Origin of the sequence: Pseudomonas fakonensis, assembly GCF_019139895.1 — a bacterium.
In the GTDB taxonomy this organism is placed as follows: Bacteria; Pseudomonadota; Gammaproteobacteria; order Pseudomonadales; family Pseudomonadaceae; genus Aquipseudomonas; species Aquipseudomonas fakonensis.
This window is the reverse complement of record NZ_CP077076.1, coordinates 1,444,904-1,461,646: the sequence shown is the minus strand read 5'-3', so window position 1 is coordinate 1,461,646 and position 16,743 is coordinate 1,444,904. Positions and strand designations below refer to the sequence as shown.

The window sequence follows — 16,743 nt, the reverse complement described above, 5'->3', positions numbered from 1 at the left end:
CAGGGCCCTATCGCCGGCAAGCCGGCTCCTACACAGGCATCAGCGTAAATCCCCGCGCAACAGGCTGACTTGCTCGCGCAGCGCATCGGGCTTGGCCGCCTCGGCCGCAATGGCCGGGCCGGCAACGATGGTCACCCGCGACCACAAACGCTTGAACAAGCCCTTGTTCGGGTCACGGCTGAAGAAGCTGCCCCACAGCCCCTGCAATGCCAACGGAATCACCGGCACCGGGGTTTCTTCGAGGATACGGTTGACCCCGCCCTTGAACACATCGATCTCACCATCCGCACTCAGCTTGCCTTCGGGGAAGATGCACACCAACTCGCCCTCGGCCAGGTACTGGGCGATGCGGGCGAAAGCGCGCTCGTAGGTAGCCTCGTCCTCGCCACGCCCGGCAATGGGGATGGCACCGGCGGTACGGAACACGAAATTGAGCACCGGCAGGTTGTAGATTTTGTAGTACATGACGAAGCGGATCGGCCGGCGAATGGCCCCACCCAGCAGCAGCGCGTCGACGAACGAGACGTGGTTGCACACCAGCAAGGCGGCGCCTTCGTCCGGGATGCGCTCCAGCTCACGGTGCTGCACCCGGTACATCGAGTGGCTGAGCAGCCAGATGAGAAAGCGCATGGTGAACTCGGGCACGATGCGGAAGATGTACGCGTTGACCGCGATGTTCAGCAGCGACACCACCAGGAACAGCTGCGGGATGCTCAGCTTGAACAGGCTCAGCAGCACGATGGTGACGATCGCCGACACCACCATGAACAGCGCGTTGAGGATGTTGTTGGCGGCGATCACCCGGGCCCGCTCGCCCTCGGCCGTGCGCGCCTGGATCAGCGCATACAGCGGCACGATGTAGAAGCCGCCGAACACGCCCAGACCGACGATCGACAGCATGATCCACCAGGCCTGGTGCATGCCCAGCAGCGCCAGCCAGTCGTGGGCTGCTTCGGTGGCTGGCACATCACCCGAATGCCACCACCACAAAAGACCGAACAGCGTCAGGCCGAACGAGCCGAACGGCACCAGGCCGATCTCCACCTTGCGCCCGCTCAGGCGTTCGCACAAAAGCGAACCCACGGCGATGCCCACCGAAAACAAGGTCAGCACCAGGGTGACCACGGTCTCGTCGCCGTGCAGCCAGTCCTTGGCGTAGGCCGGGATCTGCGTGAGATAGATGGCGCCGACGAACCAGAACCACGAGTTGCCGACGATCGAGCGCGACACCGCAGGGGTTTGCCCCAGGCCCAGGCGCAGGGTGGCCCAGGACTGCTTGAAGATGTTCCAGTCCAGCTGCATCTGCGGCGCGGCGGCAGCGGCGCGCGGGATCCAGCGGCTGGCCAGGTAGCCGAGCACCGCGGTACCGACCACCCCACCGGCCACCACCGTGGCGTAGCTGCCCGACGACATCATTACCCCTGCGCCGATGGTGCCGGCGAGGATCGCCAGGAAGGTGCCCATTTCCACCAGGCCGTTGCCGCCCACCAGCTCTTCTTCACGCAGTGCCTGGGGCAGGATCGAGTACTTCACCGGGCCGAACAGCGCCGAGTGGGTGCCCATGGCGAACAGCGCCACCAGCATCAGCACCAGGTGGCCCGTAACGAAGCCGGCCGCGCCGATGGCCATGATGCCGATCTCGGCCAGCTTGATGGCGCGGATCAGCCGGTCCTTGGCGAACTTTTCGCCAAACTGCCCGGCCAGCGCCGAGAACAGGAAGAACGGCAGGATGAACAACAGCGCGCACAGGTTGACCCAGATCGAGCGGTCACCCTCGAGGCTGAGCTTGTAGAGGATCGCCAGGATCAGCGACTGCTTGAACAGGTTGTCGTTGAAGGCACCCAGCGACTGGGTGATGAAAAACGGCAGGAAGCGCCGCTTGCCGAGCAGGGTGAATTGCGAGGGGTGACTCATCGTCCGTGTACCTGGTTGGGCTTTGTCATTGGAGGCACGCACAGCGCGGGAAGCCACAAATCTGCACGCTTTAGGCCACCGCAGGCAAGCCGCAGGCGCGATCTCGGAACGGTCCGACATTGCGCGATATCACAATGACATCACCTTTTCACAATCTTCCGTTCAGATTTGGCGTATCCTGCCGACAATTCATATAGATGACTGTATCTAAGGAACAGACCTCCGGTCTCCCCACACGCATAAGAAAAGGAGCTCAGCAGCACATGTTCAGGTGGTTCGGCGATCTGAAGATCGCGCACAAACTCGCCCTCGGCTTCGGCCTGGTCCTCACCCTCGCCCTGGCGCAGTCGCTGGTCAGCTGGGACGGCTTGTCCAGCCTGGTACGGCGCAGCGAGGTGGTCAGCGCGGTATCCGGGCTCAACGATGCCCTGGGTGACCTGCGCGAGGCGCGCCTGCGTCACGCCATGAGCAACGGCGGCGAAGACGAAGGCAAGGCCCTGCAGTCGGCCATGGACGCGTTCAAGGCGCCATTGGCGAAACTGCGCGCGGTGATTCGCACGCCGTCCAACCAGGCGATCCTCGGCAAGGCCGAGCAGCACTTGCAGGCCTACGCCGGCAACCAGGCGCTGAGCCTTGAGGCCTACCAGAAGATGCGCGCTGCGCAGAAGGACATGGGCACCCTGGCCACCAGCTCCTTCGCCAGCATCGAGCAGATCCGCAAGCAGGTACGCGCCCTGCCCGACGCCGAGCAGCGCTACGTGCGTGGCGAGGCGATCAACCAGGTGCGGGAGAACCTGATCCTGCTGCGCTACCACGTGCGCGGCTACACCGGTAACACCAACGCCGACACCGAAAAACTGATGAACACGCAGATCGCCACCACAGTGAACGACCTGCCGCAACTGGTGGCGCGCTTCGACGGCAGCTACGCCGAGCAGTTCACCCAGCTGCAAGCCCAGGTTCGCGCCTATGCCGGCGCGGTCGAGGCGTTCCGTGGCGAGGTCAGCAAGCTGGTGGGCTACCGCGCCGCCATGGGCACCGAGGTCGAGGGCCTGAACACCCTGATCGGCCAGTTGCTCGACAGCCAGGCGGTGGCTGTGGCCAACGACAGCCACTTCGCCAAGACCCTGCAGATCATCACCACCGCCCTCGCCTTGCTACTGGGCATCGTCGCCGCAATCCTCATCGCCCGGCAGATCAGCCAGCCGCTGCAGCGCGTGCTGCAAGCTATGGAGCAAGTGGCCGCCGGCAACCTTGGCGAGCAGCCGGCCAGCGCGCGTCGCGACGAGCTGGGGCTGTTGCAGAACAGCCTGCGGGCCATGACCGGCAACCTGCGCCAGCTGATCAGCGGCGTGCGCGACGGCATCAGCCAGATTGCCAGCGCCACCGAAGAGCTGTCGGCGATCACCACTCAGACCAGCGCCGGGGCCAACAACCAAAAGGTCGAAACCGACCAGGTGGCCACTGCCATGCAGGAAATGGCCGCCACCGTGCACGAAGTGGCACGCAATGCCGGCGAAGCTTCGGTAGCCGCCAGCGCCACCGACCAGGAAGCCCGTGAAGGCGACAGCGTGGTGACCCGCGCCGTAGCACAGATCGACCGCCTGGCCAGCCAGGTGGACTCGACCAACTCGGCCATGGACGCATTACGCAGCGAGAGCCAGCGCATCGGCAAGGTGATGGATGTGATCAAGGCGGTGGCCGAGCAGACCAACCTGCTGGCGCTCAACGCCGCCATCGAAGCGGCCCGTGCCGGTGAGGCCGGGCGTGGTTTTGCCGTGGTTGCCGACGAGGTGCGCGGGCTGGCCCAGCGCACGCAAGCCTCCACCGCAGAAATCGAGTCGGCCATCAGCAGCCTGGAGCAAGGCACCCGTTCGGTCAGCGACCTGATGGAAGAAAGCCAGAGCCTGACCAGCAGCAGCGTGGCGCTGGTGCGCGAAGCGGGCCTGGCGCTGGAAGGCATCACCCGCCGGGTGTCGGCCATCGAGCTGATGAACCAGCAGATTGCCGCCGCCTCCGAGCAGCAGAGCGCGGTGGCCGAGCAGATCAGCCGCAGCGTGGTGACGGTGAGGGATATTTCCGAGCAGACCGCCGAAGCCAGCCAGCAGACCTCGGTGTCCAGCGTCGAGCTGGCTCGACTGGGCGGGCAGTTGCAGGAGATGATCAGCCGCTTCCGCTTCTGATCAGCAGACACCATCGCGGGGCAATCCCGTTCCCACGTGATCCACGTGGGAACGGGATTGCCCCGCGATGGTTTTGCCTTATTCGAACCCGAACAACTGCCGCGCCGTATCCACCAGCAACGCCTGGCGCAACTCGGCCGAACAGCCCAGTGCCTCGAACTGCTCCACCACCTTGCTGAAGCTCACCGCCGCCTCGTGCTGGGTGTGCGGCCAGTCACTGCCCCACATCAGCCGCTCGGCGCCATAGTGGGCCTCCAGCGCGCCCAGCGCCTGCTGGGCGAAGCGCAGGTTCTCATCCGGCGTGCCTTCGAGCCGGTAAATGCCGGAAACCTTCACCCACACCCTACCCTCCCCGCCCAGTGTCAGCAGCTCGGCAAAGCCCGGCTGGCCCAGGCCGCGGCGGGCATCCGGGCGACCGAAATGGTCGATGACGATATCCAGCCCGTACGGGCGCAATGCCCGCACCAGCGCCGGCAGGTCGGCCACCTGGCGGTGCAGCTCCAGGTGCCAGCCCTGCTCGCCGATGCGCTCCAGCAGCGGGCGCCACTCGGCGCCTGCAAGGTCGGGCAGCGCCTGGCCCATCAGGTTCAGGCGCACGCCGCGCACACCCAGGCGGGTCATTTCGATGAGGGTTTCGCGCTCGACGTCCCGGTCGAGCATCACCACGCCACGCAGTTGCTCGGGGGCGGTGCGCAAGGCACTGAGCAGGTAGCGGTTGTCGGTACCCAGGAAGCTGGGCTGAACCAGCACGCCATGGCTGAAACCATGGCCGTGCAACTGGGCGAGGTAGTCGCCCAGCGGGGCATCGTAGGCCGGCGCATAGCGGCGCTCGGCCGCAAGGCTGAGCCCGCGGCTGAACACGTGGGCGTGGCTGTCGATGGCGGTGAAGGGTGAAACCGGGACGTCAGGCATGGGGCTCTTCGAAAAACAGGGTCAGGGTAAATAAACGGGGTCGCTCCTACAGGGACAAGACCACCATGTGGGCCCAGCGCAGTGCCTACTTGGCCACCGCGCCCGCCACTGCCGGCGCTGGCGTGGCTTCAAGGCTGCGGCCACGGGTTTCCGGCAGGCACAGCGCGGCGATCACCGCCACGCCATAGGCAATGCCGGCATCGATACCGATGGCCGCGCCCAGCGACATCGACTCGCTCATATGGCCCACCAGGAACGGGAACACCGCCGACAGCACGCGACCGAAGTTGTAGCAGAAGCCCACCCCGGCGCCGCGCACATCGGCCGGGTACAGCTCGTTGAAAAACGCCCCGAGGCTGGCCGGAATACCCGCAGCGAAGAAGCCCAGCGGGAAGCCGAGGAACAGCATCTGGGTGTTGCTCAGCGGGAAGAACACATAAGCCTGTACGGTCAGTACGCAACACAGGGCAAACAGCAGGATGTTCTTGCGCCGGCCGATGCGGTCGATCAGCAGGCCGCTGACCACGCAACCGCACCAGAAGGCGAAGATGATCACCGCCAGGTAACCGCCGGAGTTGAGCACCGACAGGTTGCGCTCGGTCTTGAGGAAGGTCGGCAGCCAGGTCATCACCGCGTGGTAGCCACCGTGGGCGCCCAGGCCCAGCAGGCCGCCCAGCAAGGTTACGCGCAGCAGTTCGGGGCGGAAGATGCCGGCCATGGACTTGGCGAAGCTGGTGGGGATGGCCTGTTCTTTTTGCAGGCGCTGGAAGCTGTCCGGCTCCGGCACGTTACGCCGTACCCAGATGATCAGCAGCGACGGCAGCAGGCCGACGAAGAACATCACCCGCCAGGCGAATTCCTGCGGCACCAGCGAGTAGATCAGGGTGAACAGCGCCACCGCCAGGCCCCAGCCAACCGCCCAGGCGCTCTGCACCGTACCCATCACCTTGCCGCGGTATTTCGGGTTGATGGTCTCGGCCATCAGCACCGCACCGGCCGCCCACTCGCCACCGATGCCGAAGCCCTGCATGGCCTTGACGAACAGCAGCGGGTAGAAGCCGGTGACGAAGGCCGACAGGAAGGTGAAGGTGGAGAACCACAGGATCATCCACTGCAGGGTGCGCACCCGCCCGTAACGGTCGGACAGGGTGCCGCCGAGCCAGCCGCCGATGGCCGAGGTGACCAGGGTGACGCCGCTGATCAGGCCGGCATCGCCCTTGCTGAGGGAGAACGCGGCAATCAGCGCAGGGATGGCCAGGCCGAACATCTGCACTTCCAGTGCATCCAGCGACCAGCCACCGAAACAGGCCCAGAACGTCTTGCGTTCCCGTGAGGTGATTTGGCGATACCAGCTGAACATGGTTGTTATCCTTTTAGTCGTGTTGTGTAGCGGCCGGGCGCGCCGAAGCTCATGGCGCGCGTCGGCCGGGCAGGCAGAACCACGGCGCCGTGCAGGCACGGCGCCGAACGTCAAAGGGGTGCAGCGTTTTTTTTCAGCGAATGTCGATGCGGTAGCGGAAGTGCTGCGCATGGCCGCGCGAGCGCCGCCATTCCAGCGGCTTGCCGGCGTAGTCACGGGCCAGGCGCTCGATCACCACCACCGGGCTTGCCGGCGGTAGTTGCAGCAGGCGCCCGTGCACCTCGTCCACCGCCTCGGCGGTGAGGGTTTCTTCGGCGCTGGCCACCACCTGGCCGCACAGTTCTTCATAGATTGGGTAAAGCAGCGGGCCCTTGCTGTCCAGCGCCACCTCCAGCAGCGGCTGGAAGGTCTGGCGCGGCAGCCAGATGTCTTCAGCCAGCACCGGCTGGGCCCCGAGCAGACGCACCCGCACGATGTGGATCACCTCGGCATCCATGACCAGGCCCAGGGCCTCGGCCACCGCCGACGGCGCCAGTTGCGGCTCGATGGAGAGAATCCGGCTTTCCGGCACCGCACGCTCGCCATTGGCGGCCTCGAAGCGGAAGAAGCGGAACAGCGAAGACTGGAACTGCGGGCGGCGAATGAAGGTGCCGCGCCCCTGCTGGCGCTCCAGCACGCCCTCAGCCACCAGCGCGTCGACCGCCTTGCGCACGGTACCTACAGACAGATCGAACTCGGTGGCCAGCGCCGCCTCGGTGGGGATCGCCTCACCCGGGCGCCAGCGGTTGTTGGCGATCTGCTCGACCAGGTGGTCGCGCAGCTGTTGGTAACGGGGCAGGCGCGCATCGGCTGACAGGGCGTTCATGGGCGGCTCTCGTGAAGTGTCATGTAGACATATATATGAATTTTTCGAGAGTATTCCCCCTGGCTGAAAGGCTGTCAATCCTCCACCTGTCGCCCGGTACGGTGGTATGCGGGCGGCGAAGCTGGCAGACTGCCACACCTTGCGAACACGGATGACGCGGCCAAAAGGCCGTAAAGCAGCAGCAAAGGAAGCAGCAATGCAGTTGAACACCCACAACGCCAGGCTCAAGCGCACCCTGCAAGCGGCCAGGCATGCCTCGCGAACGGCCACCACCAAGGAAGAACTGCTGGTGGCTGTGGACGCCCTGCTCGCCTTCTACGGCAAGATGCACTACGACAACCGCCTGCCCTGGCTGACCGTCGTGCTTGGTTTACCCCTGCTGGCAGCCTCGATGAGCGGGCAACTGGATACCTGGCTACCGGTACTGCAGCCACTGGCAGATCTGCTCAAGCAGCGCCTGGTCGAACTACGGGTCAACCTCGAGTTCGGACTGATGGCAGCCACGGTGGCCAGCGCCCTCGCCTTGTGGGACCGGCGCAAACCCATCCCCAACCTTGCCCAGGCGCTTGCCGAACGCTCCAGCCTGATCACCGCCGGACTGGTGGAGATCCCGGTGAACACGCCGCAAGTCCTGTCCATGCTGCAAACACGCTTCATCGACTACCGACGCGGTGAAAAGAAGCGTTACCTGCACCGGGGCATGCAAGGCCGCTCGCAAGGCCCGCGATACACCCTCGATTACCGTTGGTACCTGCTGATCTATGACGACGAGGGCCCAGGCACCCAGGAAAAGCTCCCCGACAGCGAGGGGAGCACCCGGCTACAGACCAAGTCTTCATGGAATCTCTCACACCGCTTCAGCCTGGTGATCGACTTCCCCTGGGTAGAGGGCATCGCGCTGGGCAGCTCCAGGCTCAAACACAGGTTCGCGCCGACCTCGTCCGAATTCAACAACGCGTTCACGCTGTCGGGTGATTCGGTAATCGCCTGCGCCCGCTTTGCCAAACCCTCCACCCAACTGCACCTGACCCGCCTCAGTTACGAGCTGGACGCCCCCAGCTTGCAGTTCTCGGAAGGCCAACTGTGCCTGGGCTGCAACAACAACCCGCTGCACTTCGAGCTGCCCTGCGACCTGACCCAGCCGTACTGGTTTCGTGAATTCATCGCCGAGGGGGTGCAACTGCCGCGTCTGTCGCGGCTGCTCGAAGCGATACACATCCTGGCCGAACAACAAGACGACAACTTCAACGTGCCGGCACCGGCACCGCTTCACACGGAGAATTGAACATGGACTGGATCGCCATCATCCTGCTGGCCGCAATCATCATCGTGCCGCTGATCGTCATGATGCATTACAACGGCATCATCGGTGACCACAACCGCGCGCAGCGGGCCTGGGCCGACGTGCTGACCTACGAACGGCAGAAGTCCAAGGTGCTCGACGCCCTGCAGGAGCAAGCTCGCCTGTACCGCGAACACGAACAGACCGTACTGGGCGACATCACCCGCCTGCGCAGCGCCATCGCCGAGCTGCCGCACCAGGCCGATGGCCAGGCCCTGGCCGCCGCCGAAGCGGCCACCCACTCGCTGCTGGGCGGCCTGCGCGTGGCTTTCGAGGCCTACCCGGAACTCAAGGCCTCGGAAGTGGTGAACAACCTGATGCGCGAAATCGCCGAGCAGCAGGAAAACGTCGGCGCCGCCATCGTGATCTTCAACAGCGAGGTGGAGCGTTTCAACAACGGCATCGAGATGTTCCCCGGCTCGCTGATCAACAACAACATGAACAAGAAGTCGCCGATCACCCCGTTCACCGACTTCCAGGCTGCCGCCGCCTTCGACTACAAGCCCAATTTCTGATCCCGGCTCAGCGCTGGGCGATGCATGGCGACACGAACAGCTCGCCACGCCACGCCCCGCGCAGGGTACGGCTGGCCACCAGTGCCCAGAGCATGGCCAGCGCCACCACCAGCACCTGGCCGAACACGGTGAAGAACCCCAGCCCCAGCCAGGCGGCCAGCTTCAGGGTAGCCAGGCAGTACACACCCAACGGGAAGGTAAAGCCCCACCAGCCGAGGTTGAACGGCATGCCCTGACGCATGTAGCGCAGGGTGATCAGCACGGCGGTAAGCAACCACCACAGCCCCGCCCCCCACAGCACGATACCGGCCACCAGGCCCAGGCCGCGGGCCACCTCGCCGAGGCCGCCCAGGCCATTGGCGGCGAATACCGCCGGCGCATCGGCGCCAAGCACCAGCATGCCCAGCGCGCCGGTGCCGATCGGCCCCAGGGCCAGCCAGCTGGAGGCGGCCATGTTGGCCGGTGGCAGTTTGTGCAGGGCCATGCGCAGCATGAGGATGGTCAGGATGCTGAACGCCACCGGCAGGGAAACGGCCCACATCACGTAACTGGTGATGACCACCTGAAACTGCTGGTGCGCATCGGCCAGGTGCGGCGCCAGCAGGCCGCCACTGGCGGCAGCCACTTCTGCCGCCACCACCGGCAACAGCCATACGGCGGTCATCTGGTCGATGCTGTGCTCCTGGCGGGTGAACATCAGGTACGGAATGGCCACGCCGCACAGCAGCGCCAGGCCCACGTCCAGCCACCAAAGGGCGTGCACCCAGGGCACCACGGCCTCGCCCCAGCGCCCCAGGCCGAACACCAGCGCACCATTGAGAATGGTGGCAAGGCCCATGGGGATGGTGCCGAAGAACATCGACACGGTGGAGTGGGCGAAAATGCGCCGCGCCTCGTCGAAAAACAGCACCCAGCGCGCGCCGTACAGCACGCAGAACAGGCTGAACAGGCCGATGGTCAGCCACCACAGGCCTTCGGCCAGGCTGTCCAGCAGCGGGATGTTCAATTGGTGGAAGGCCAGCGCCAGTACGCCGGTGCCCATGGTCGCAGCGAACCAGTTGGGGGTGAACTGGCGAATCACTTCACGGGGGTGGGCCAGTTGGCTGAGCGGGCGCCAGGTTGCAGCGCGGGGCTGGGTGCAGGGCATGGTGTGTCTCCGGGCCTTGTGTAAGGTGGATTCATCTTATGCCCGGAAGGAATATCCATATAACGGGTATTTTCTCTAACTGTTATCGGTTTTACATATATAGCGCGAAGCACAGGGGCTGGCATATGCTTGAGCCGGCTTTCTGCACACAAGGACGCGCAATGCTTGCCGCACTCAAGGGCTACCCCAACCCGGTACGCCTGCTGTTGTTCACCACCTTCACCCTGACCATGGCCCGGGCGATCACCCTGCCCTACCTGGTGGTCTACCTGTCGGCGCACATGGGCCTGGCAATCGCCCAGGTCGGCCTGCTGGTGGGTGGCGCCATGTTTGTGGCCTCGGCGTTGTCGCTGTACGGCGGGCACCTGGTCGACACCCTGCGCAACCACACCCTGATCGTCACCTGCACGCTGCTGTTCGCCCTGGCATTTGTCGGCATTCTGGCCAGCCCCTCGGCGCTGCCGTTCTTTGCCTGCCTGGTGCTGGCCTACCTTGCGCAAACGGTGGTGGACATCGCCGCCAAGGCCGGCTTCTGTGCCCTGCTGCCAGAGGCGCAGCGCGGCGAGGTGTTCGCCATCAAGTACACCTTCAACAACATTGCCTGGGCCACCGGGCCGATGCTCGGGGTGCTGCTGATCGAGCTGAACGACCACCTGCCCTTCATAGTGTCGGCGCTGATCGGCCTGGCCCTGGGCCTGGCCTACCAGCAGTTGGGCCAGCGCGGCCTGTCGGCCCCGGCAGCCGATGAGCCGGCGGCGGGCTTCGCCCAGGTGGCGGTGGGCCTGCTGCGTGACCGGCGCCTGGTGTGCTTCACCCTGGGTGGGGTGCTCAGCGCGGTGGTGTTCGGCCAGTTCACGGCCTACCTGTCGCAGTACCTGGTGGTCACCACCCAGGACCCGGCGCAGGTGGCGCGCCTGGCCGGCTACCTGGTGACCACCAACGCGGTCACGGTAATCGCCCTGCAGTACCTGATCGGCCGGCGCATTGCCCGCCAGCACCTGATGCCCTGGCTGATGGCCGGGATGGCGCTGTTCGTTGCGGGCTTGCTGGGGTTTTCCGTGGCCAGCTCGGTGCCGGCCTGGTGCCTGGCCATGCTGGTGTTCACCTTGGGCGAGATCATCGTCATCCCGGCGGAGTTCATGTTCATCGACCTGATCGCGCCGGAGCCGCTGCGCGGCGTTTACTATGGCGCGCAGAACCTGTCCAACCTCGGTGCGGGGCTGGGGCCGATGCTGATGGGCGCGGCATTGGGGTGGATGGCGCCGCAGGGGGTGTTCTACCTGCTGATAGGGTCGGTGGTGATGGCGGCGGTGTTCTATTGGCTGGGGACGCGGCGGGGGCATTAGGCGATTGGCCTGCCTTTGCTTGTACTGCCTGTACCGGCTTCATCGCTGGCAAGCCGGCTCGCATAGATCAAACTACAACTCATTGATTTAACACGGTCTCTGTGGGAAGCGGCCGTGACGCATCTGCGAAACCAGTTCCCTGCGCGACAGCGCAGGGCCGATGCTGATGCGATCCCTGCGACGTCCTGCCACTGCGACCAACGTCGGCGCTGACGAACCTTGCGGCGCGTGCCAGACTGATTGATCGGGACCGCGTTCCATTCATTGCTGCGGAGTTTGCATGTCGTTGTCCAGCGGGCTGATCGCCGTGGTCGCCCTGGCCTATATGGCCATCATGTTCGCCATCGCCTTCTACGGCGACCGCCGTAGCACGCCGCTGCCGCCGCGCCTGCGTGCCTGGGTGTACAGCCTGTCGCTGGCGGTGTACTGCACCAGCTGGACCTTCTTCGGCGCGGTTGGCCAGGCCGCCGAGCAACTGTGGGCGTTTTTACCGATTTACCTGGGGCCGATCCTGCTGCTGATCTTCGCGCCCTGGGTGCTGCAAAAGATGGTGCTGATCAGCAAGCAGCAGAACATCACCTCCATCGCCGACTTCATCGCCGCCCGCTACGGCAAGTCGCAGACACTCGCCGTGGTGGTGGCGCTGATCTGCCTGGTGGGCGTGCTGCCCTACATCGCCCTGCAGCTCAAGGGCATCGTGCTGGGGGTGAACCTGTTGATCGGCGCCAACGCCGATGCCACCGGCACCCGGGTGCAGGACACCGCGCTGGTGGTGTCGCTGGTGCTGGCGCTGTTCGCCATCGTGTTCGGTACCCGCAGCCTGGACGTCACCGAGCACCACCGTGGCATGGTGCTGGCGATCGCCTTCGAATCCCTGGTCAAGCTACTGGCGTTTCTGGCAGTGGGCGCCTTCGTGGTGTTCAACCTGTACGACGGCTTCGACGACCTGTTCACCCAGGCGCGCCAGTCGGTGCACCTGGACAGCTACTGGCAGGAAACCATCAACTGGCCGTCGATGGTGGTGCAGACCGCCGTGGCGATGATGGCGATCATCTGCCTGCCGCGGCAGTTCCACGTCACCGTGGTGGAGAACATCGAGCCCCAGGACATGCGCCTGGCACGCTGGGTGTTCCCCATGTACCTGGCCCTGGCTGCATTGTTTGTGGTGCCGATTGCCCTGGCCGGGCAGATGCTGCTGCCGGGCACGGTGATTTCCGACTCGTTCGTGATCAGCCTGCCGCTGGCCGAGGCGCATCCGAGCCTGGCGCTGCTGGCGTTCATCGGCGGCGCCTCGGCCGCCACCGGTATGGTCATCGTCGAGGCCGTGGCGCTGTCGACCATGGTTTCCAACGACATGCTGCTGCCCTGGCTGCTGCGGCGCAACAACGCCGAGCGGCCGTTCGAGGCGTTCCGCCACTGGATGCTGTCGGTGCGCCGGGTGACCATCGTGGTCATCCTGCTGCTGGCGTATGTGAGCTACCGCCTGCTGGGCTCTACCGCCAGCCTTGCCACCATCGGCCAGATCGCCTTTGCCGCGGTGACCCAACTGACCCCGGCCATGCTCGGCGCGCTGTACTGGAAGCAGGCCAACCGCCGCGGCGTGTTCGCGGGTCTGGCGGCGGGTATTTTCCTGTGGTTCTACACCCTGGTGCTGCCGATCGCCGCCCACAGTGTCGGCTGGCCGCTGGAGCTGTTCCCGGGCCTGGCCTGGCTGCACGGCAACCCGCTGGGGCTGCCGATCACCCCGCTGACCCAGGGCGTGGTGCTGTCGCTGGCGGGCAACTTCACGCTGTTCGCCTGGGTGTCGATTTTGTCGCGCACACGGGTGTCGGAGCACTGGCAGGCCGGCGCCTTCATCGGCCAGCAGACCAGCGCCCGGCCCAGCAGCAAGCCGCTGCTGGCGGTGCAGATCGACGACCTGCTCAACCTGGCGGCGCGTTTCGTCGGTGAGGAACGCGCGCGGCAGAGCTTCATTCGCTTTGCCTACCGCCAGGGCAAGGGCTTCAACCCCAACCAGAACGCCGACGGCGACTGGATCGAGCACACCGAACGGCTGCTGGCCGGCGTGCTCGGCACCTCCTCCACCCGCGCAGTGGTCAAGGCGGCCATCGAAGGCCGCGAGATGCAGCTCGAAGACGTGGTGCGCATCGCCGACGAAGCCAGCGAGGTGCTGCAGTTCAACCGTGCGCTGCTGCAGGGGGCCATCGAGAACATCAACCAGGGCATCAGCGTGGTCGACCAGAACCTGCACCTGGTGGCCTGGAACCGCCGTTACCTGGAGCTGTTCAACTACCCCGAAGGGCTGATCAGCGTCGGCCGGCCGATTGCCGACATCATCCGCTACAACGCCGAACGCGGCCTGTGCGGCCCGGGCGAGGCCCAGGTGCATGTGGCGCGGCGTCTGCACTGGATGCGCCAAGGCCGGGCGCACTCCTCCGAGCGCTTGTTCCCCAACGGCCGGGTGATCGAGCTGATCGGCAACCCCATGCCCGGCGGCGGCTTCGTCATGAGCTTCACCGACATCACCCCGTTCCGCGAGGCCGAACAGGCCCTGCGCGATGCCAACGAGGGGCTGGAGCAACGAGTGGCCGAGCGTACCCACGAGCTGTCGCAACTCAACCAGGCACTCAGCGAGGCGAAGAGCCGCGCCGAGGCGGTGAGCCAGTCCAAGACCCGCTTCCTGGCTGCCGTGAGCCACGACCTGATGCAGCCGCTGAACGCCGCGCGACTGTTCTCCGCCGCGCTGTCGCAGCAGGCCGAGGGCATGAACGACGAGGCCCAGCAACTGGTGCAGCACATGGACAGTTCGCTGCGCTCGGCTGAAGAGCTGATCAGCGACCTCTTGGATATCTCGCGCCTGGAAAACGGCAAGATCACCCCGGACGTGAAGGCCTTCGCCCTCAACGATTTGTTCGACACCCTGGGCGCCGAGTTCAAGGTACTGGCCGCCGAGAAGGGCCTGGCCTTCCGCCTGCGCGGCAGCCGCCTGCGGGTGGACAGCGACATGAAGCTGCTGCGCCGGGTACTGCAGAACTTCCTCACCAACGCCCTGCGCTATGGCAAGGGGCCGATCTTGCTGGGCGCACGGCGCCAGGGCGGGCAACTGTGGCTGGAGGTGTGGGACCGTGGCCCGGGCATCGCCGACGACAAGCTGCAGGTGATCTTCCAGGAGTTCAAGCGCCTGGACAGCCACCAGACCCGCGCCGAAAAGGGCCTGGGCCTGGGCCTGGCGATCGCCGATGGCCTGTGCCGGGTGCTTGGCCACCCGCTCGAGGTGCGCTCGTGGCCGGGCAAGGGCAGCGTGTTCCGCGTCGGTGTACCGATCGCCCGCTGCAAAGCCCCGGTGGCGCCTGCGCCAGTGGAGCAGGCCGGGCAGCCGCTGGCCGGCTTGCAGGTGCTGTGCGTGGACAACGAAGACAGCATCCTGATCGGCATGAACAGCCTGCTCAGCCGCTGGGGCTGCCAGGTGTCCACCGCACGCAACCAAGCCGAGTGCGAGGCGCTGCTGGCCAAGGGCCTGCGCCCGCACCTGGCGCTGGTGGACTACCACCTGGACGACGGCGAGACCGGCACCGGGCTGATGGGCTGGCTACGGGCGCGCCTGGGCGAGCCGGTACCGGGGGTGGTGATCAGTGCCGACGGGCGCAACGAAACCATCGCCATGGTGCATGCCGCAGGCCTGGACTACCTGGCCAAGCCGGTCAAGCCGGCGGCCCTGCGTGCCCTGCTCAATCGGCATCTGAGCCTGGTTCAGTAAGCACTTCGTCACTGAGCGCGCGCTCGATCAGCTCGGCCGGCAGGCTCTTGCTGGCCCGGGCGCCGAGCAATTTCAGCTGCTCGCTGCGGCTGACCAGGTTGCCGCGCCCTTCACAGAGCTTGTTGCGCGCCGCAGCGTAGGCTTTATCCACCTGCTGCAGGCGGCTGCCCAGCTCGTCCAGGTCCTGGATGAACAGCACGAACTTGTCGTAGAGCCAGCCGGCCCGTTCGGCGATTTCGCGGGCGTTCTGGCTTTGCCGCTCCTGCTTCCACAGGCTGTCGATCACCCGCAGGGTGGCCAGCAAGGTGGTGGGGCTGACGATCACGATCTGCCGGTCGAAGGCTTCCTGGAACAGGTTCGGCTCGGCCTGCAGTGCCGCCGAGAAGGCCGCCTCGATGGGCACGAACAGCAGCACGAAATCCAGGCTGTGCAGGCCATCGAGGCGGTTATAGTCCTTGCTCGACAGGCCCTTCACATGGTTGCGCAGCGACTGCACGTGCTGCTTCAGGGCGTTTTCGTCGTTGCCTGCGACGAACTGCTGGTAGGCAGTAAGGCTGACCTTGGCATCCACCACCACCTGCTTGTCGCCGGGCAGCATGATCAGCACATCGGGCTGGAAACGCTCGCCGTCGGCGCTTTTCAGGCTGACCTGGGTCTGGTATTCGCGACCCTTCTCAAGGCCTGCGTGCTCCAGCACCCGTTCGAGGATCAGTTCGCCCCAATTGCCCTGGGTTTTCTGGCCCTTGAGCGCCTGGGTGAGGTTGGTGGCTTCGTCGGACAGGCGCAGGTTGAGCTGTTGCAGGCGCTCGAGCTCCTTGCTCAGCGAGAAGCGCTCGCGGGCTTCTTGCTGGTAGCTTTCCTCGACGCGCTTTTCGAAAGCCTGGATGCGCTCCTTGAGTGGGTCGAGCAGTTGGCCCAGGTGCTGCTGGCTGGTCTGGGCGAAGCGCTGTTCGCGCTCGTCGAAGATCTTGCCGGCCAGCTCGGCGAACTGCGCGCGCAGGGTGTCGCGGGCTTCTTGCAGGTCTTCAAGGCGCTGCTGGTGGCTGTCCTGCTGCTCACGCAGTTCGGCTTCCAGGCGCGCCGTCTGAGCCTCGAGGCGGCGCAGCTCGGCTTCGCGGTTGGCGCGTTCGAGGTGCCAGGCGTGGGCGGCGTCGCGGGCGTTGTCACGGTCGATCTGCAGCAGCTCCAGCTCGCGGCCCTGGGCGGCCAGCTGGGTCTGCTTGAGGGTGTTGGCTTCGCTGAGGTCGCTGATCTCGTCGCGGGTGGCGTCCAGTTGCGCCTGCAGGCCTTCCTGGGCCAGCTGGGCGCTGCCCAGACGCTCTTCGAGCAGGGTCTGCTCGGCACTGCGCGCGCCCTGGCGGCGCTGCACCTGCATGACCCAGCCAAGGCAGGGCACAGCCCC

Annotated in this window: 11 protein-coding genes and 1 pseudogene; 6 read left to right on the top strand and 6 right to left on the bottom strand. The window is 65.7% G+C overall.

Going from position 1 to position 16,743, the window contains the following annotated elements; genetic code table 11:
* Positions 1 to 39: 39 nt before the first annotated feature.
* A complete protein-coding gene (locus KSS94_RS06660) occupies positions 40 to 1,914 on the bottom strand; it encodes an MFS transporter (RefSeq protein WP_217842232.1) in 1,875 nt (624 codons plus the stop codon).
* 197 nt (positions 1,915 to 2,111) lie between these two features.
* Between KSS94_RS06660 and KSS94_RS27505 the strand changes: the two are divergent.
* Positions 2,112 to 3,242, top strand: a pseudogene (locus KSS94_RS27505) (methyl-accepting chemotaxis protein); the annotation flags it as partial.
* On the top strand, positions 3,234 to 4,097 hold the full coding sequence (locus KSS94_RS27500; RefSeq protein WP_437180002.1) for a methyl-accepting chemotaxis protein: 864 nt from the start codon (positions 3,234 to 3,236) through the stop codon (positions 4,095 to 4,097). The pseudogene KSS94_RS27505 and the gene KSS94_RS27500, both read left to right, overlap by 9 nt.
* A 78-nt stretch (positions 4,098 to 4,175) precedes the next feature.
* Here the strand turns inward: KSS94_RS27500 and KSS94_RS06650 are convergent, their stop codons facing one another.
* The 3 genes from KSS94_RS06650 to KSS94_RS06640 form a co-directional block, all read right to left on the bottom strand.
* Positions 4,176 to 5,009, bottom strand: coding sequence for an amidohydrolase family protein (locus KSS94_RS06650; RefSeq protein WP_217842230.1), 834 nt, complete (start codon positions 5,007 to 5,009; stop codon positions 4,176 to 4,178).
* A gap of 85 nt (positions 5,010 to 5,094) precedes the next feature.
* Positions 5,095 to 6,369, bottom strand: coding sequence for an MFS transporter (locus KSS94_RS06645; RefSeq protein WP_217842229.1), 1,275 nt, complete (start codon positions 6,367 to 6,369; stop codon positions 5,095 to 5,097).
* Positions 6,370 to 6,502: 133 nt separating this feature from the next.
* A complete protein-coding gene (locus KSS94_RS06640; RefSeq protein WP_217842228.1) occupies positions 6,503 to 7,234 on the bottom strand; it encodes a GntR family transcriptional regulator in 732 nt (243 codons plus the stop codon).
* Between the two features lie 196 nt (positions 7,235 to 7,430).
* Here KSS94_RS06640 and KSS94_RS06635 point away from each other — a divergent pair, with 196 nt between their 5' ends.
* Together KSS94_RS06635 and KSS94_RS06630 are read left to right on the top strand one after the other, a co-directional pair.
* Entirely contained in the window at positions 7,431 to 8,519 is a 1,089-nt protein-coding gene (locus KSS94_RS06635) for a hypothetical protein (protein ID WP_217842227.1), read from the top strand.
* A gap of 2 nt (positions 8,520 to 8,521) precedes the next feature.
* Entirely contained in the window at positions 8,522 to 9,091 is a 570-nt protein-coding gene (locus KSS94_RS06630) for a LemA family protein (protein WP_217842226.1), read from the top strand.
* Between the two features lie 7 nt (positions 9,092 to 9,098).
* Here the strand turns inward: KSS94_RS06630 and KSS94_RS06625 are convergent, their stop codons facing one another.
* Positions 9,099 to 10,238: a TDT family transporter gene (locus KSS94_RS06625; RefSeq protein WP_217842225.1), complete on the bottom strand. Its 1,140-nt coding sequence runs from the start codon at positions 10,236 to 10,238 to the stop codon at positions 9,099 to 9,101.
* A gap of 161 nt (positions 10,239 to 10,399) precedes the next feature.
* On the opposite strand from KSS94_RS06625, the gene KSS94_RS06620 reads away from it, so the two are divergent.
* Together KSS94_RS06620 and KSS94_RS06615 are read left to right on the top strand one after the other, a co-directional pair.
* Positions 10,400 to 11,584 carry an MFS transporter gene (locus tag KSS94_RS06620; RefSeq protein ID WP_217842224.1) on the top strand — a complete coding sequence of 395 codons (1,185 nt, stop codon included), beginning with the start codon at positions 10,400 to 10,402 and terminating at the stop codon, positions 11,582 to 11,584.
* Between the two features lie 280 nt (positions 11,585 to 11,864).
* Positions 11,865 to 15,341 (top strand): hybrid sensor histidine kinase/response regulator, encoded by a 3,477-nt coding sequence (locus KSS94_RS06615; RefSeq protein WP_217842223.1) that lies wholly within the window; start codon positions 11,865 to 11,867, stop codon positions 15,339 to 15,341.
* Here KSS94_RS06615 and KSS94_RS06610 read toward each other — a convergent pair.
* Positions 15,313 to 16,671 (bottom strand): DNA recombination protein RmuC, encoded by a 1,359-nt coding sequence (locus KSS94_RS06610; protein ID WP_217843534.1) that lies wholly within the window; start codon positions 16,669 to 16,671, stop codon positions 15,313 to 15,315. The two genes, KSS94_RS06615 and KSS94_RS06610, sit on opposite strands and share 29 nt — an antisense overlap.
* Positions 16,672 to 16,743 lie beyond the last annotated feature (72 nt).

Bases quoted from the DNA above. Each gene is read 5' to 3' on its own strand.
- KSS94_RS06645 (WP_217842229.1), bottom strand. From the start codon at position 6,369: ATGTTCAGCTGGTATCGCCAAATCACCTCACGGGAACGCAAGACGTTC.
- KSS94_RS06640 (WP_217842228.1), bottom strand. From the start codon at position 7,234: ATGAACGCCCTGTCAGCCGATGCGCGCCTGCCCCGTTACCAACAGCTG.
- KSS94_RS06620 (WP_217842224.1), top strand. From the start codon at position 10,400: ATGCTTGCCGCACTCAAGGGCTACCCCAACCCGGTACGCCTGCTGTTG.
- KSS94_RS06660 (WP_217842232.1), bottom strand. From the start codon at position 1,914: ATGAGTCACCCCTCGCAATTCACCCTGCTCGGCAAGCGGCGCTTCCTG.
- KSS94_RS06650 (WP_217842230.1), bottom strand. From the start codon at position 5,009: ATGCCTGACGTCCCGGTTTCACCCTTCACCGCCATCGACAGCCACGCC.
- KSS94_RS06615 (WP_217842223.1), top strand. From the start codon at position 11,865: ATGTCGTTGTCCAGCGGGCTGATCGCCGTGGTCGCCCTGGCCTATATG.
- KSS94_RS06630 (WP_217842226.1), top strand. From the start codon at position 8,522: ATGGACTGGATCGCCATCATCCTGCTGGCCGCAATCATCATCGTGCCG.
- KSS94_RS06625 (WP_217842225.1), bottom strand. From the start codon at position 10,238: ATGCCCTGCACCCAGCCCCGCGCTGCAACCTGGCGCCCGCTCAGCCAA.
- KSS94_RS27500 (WP_437180002.1), top strand. From the start codon at position 3,234: ATGACCGGCAACCTGCGCCAGCTGATCAGCGGCGTGCGCGACGGCATC.
- KSS94_RS06635 (WP_217842227.1), top strand. From the start codon at position 7,431: ATGCAGTTGAACACCCACAACGCCAGGCTCAAGCGCACCCTGCAAGCG.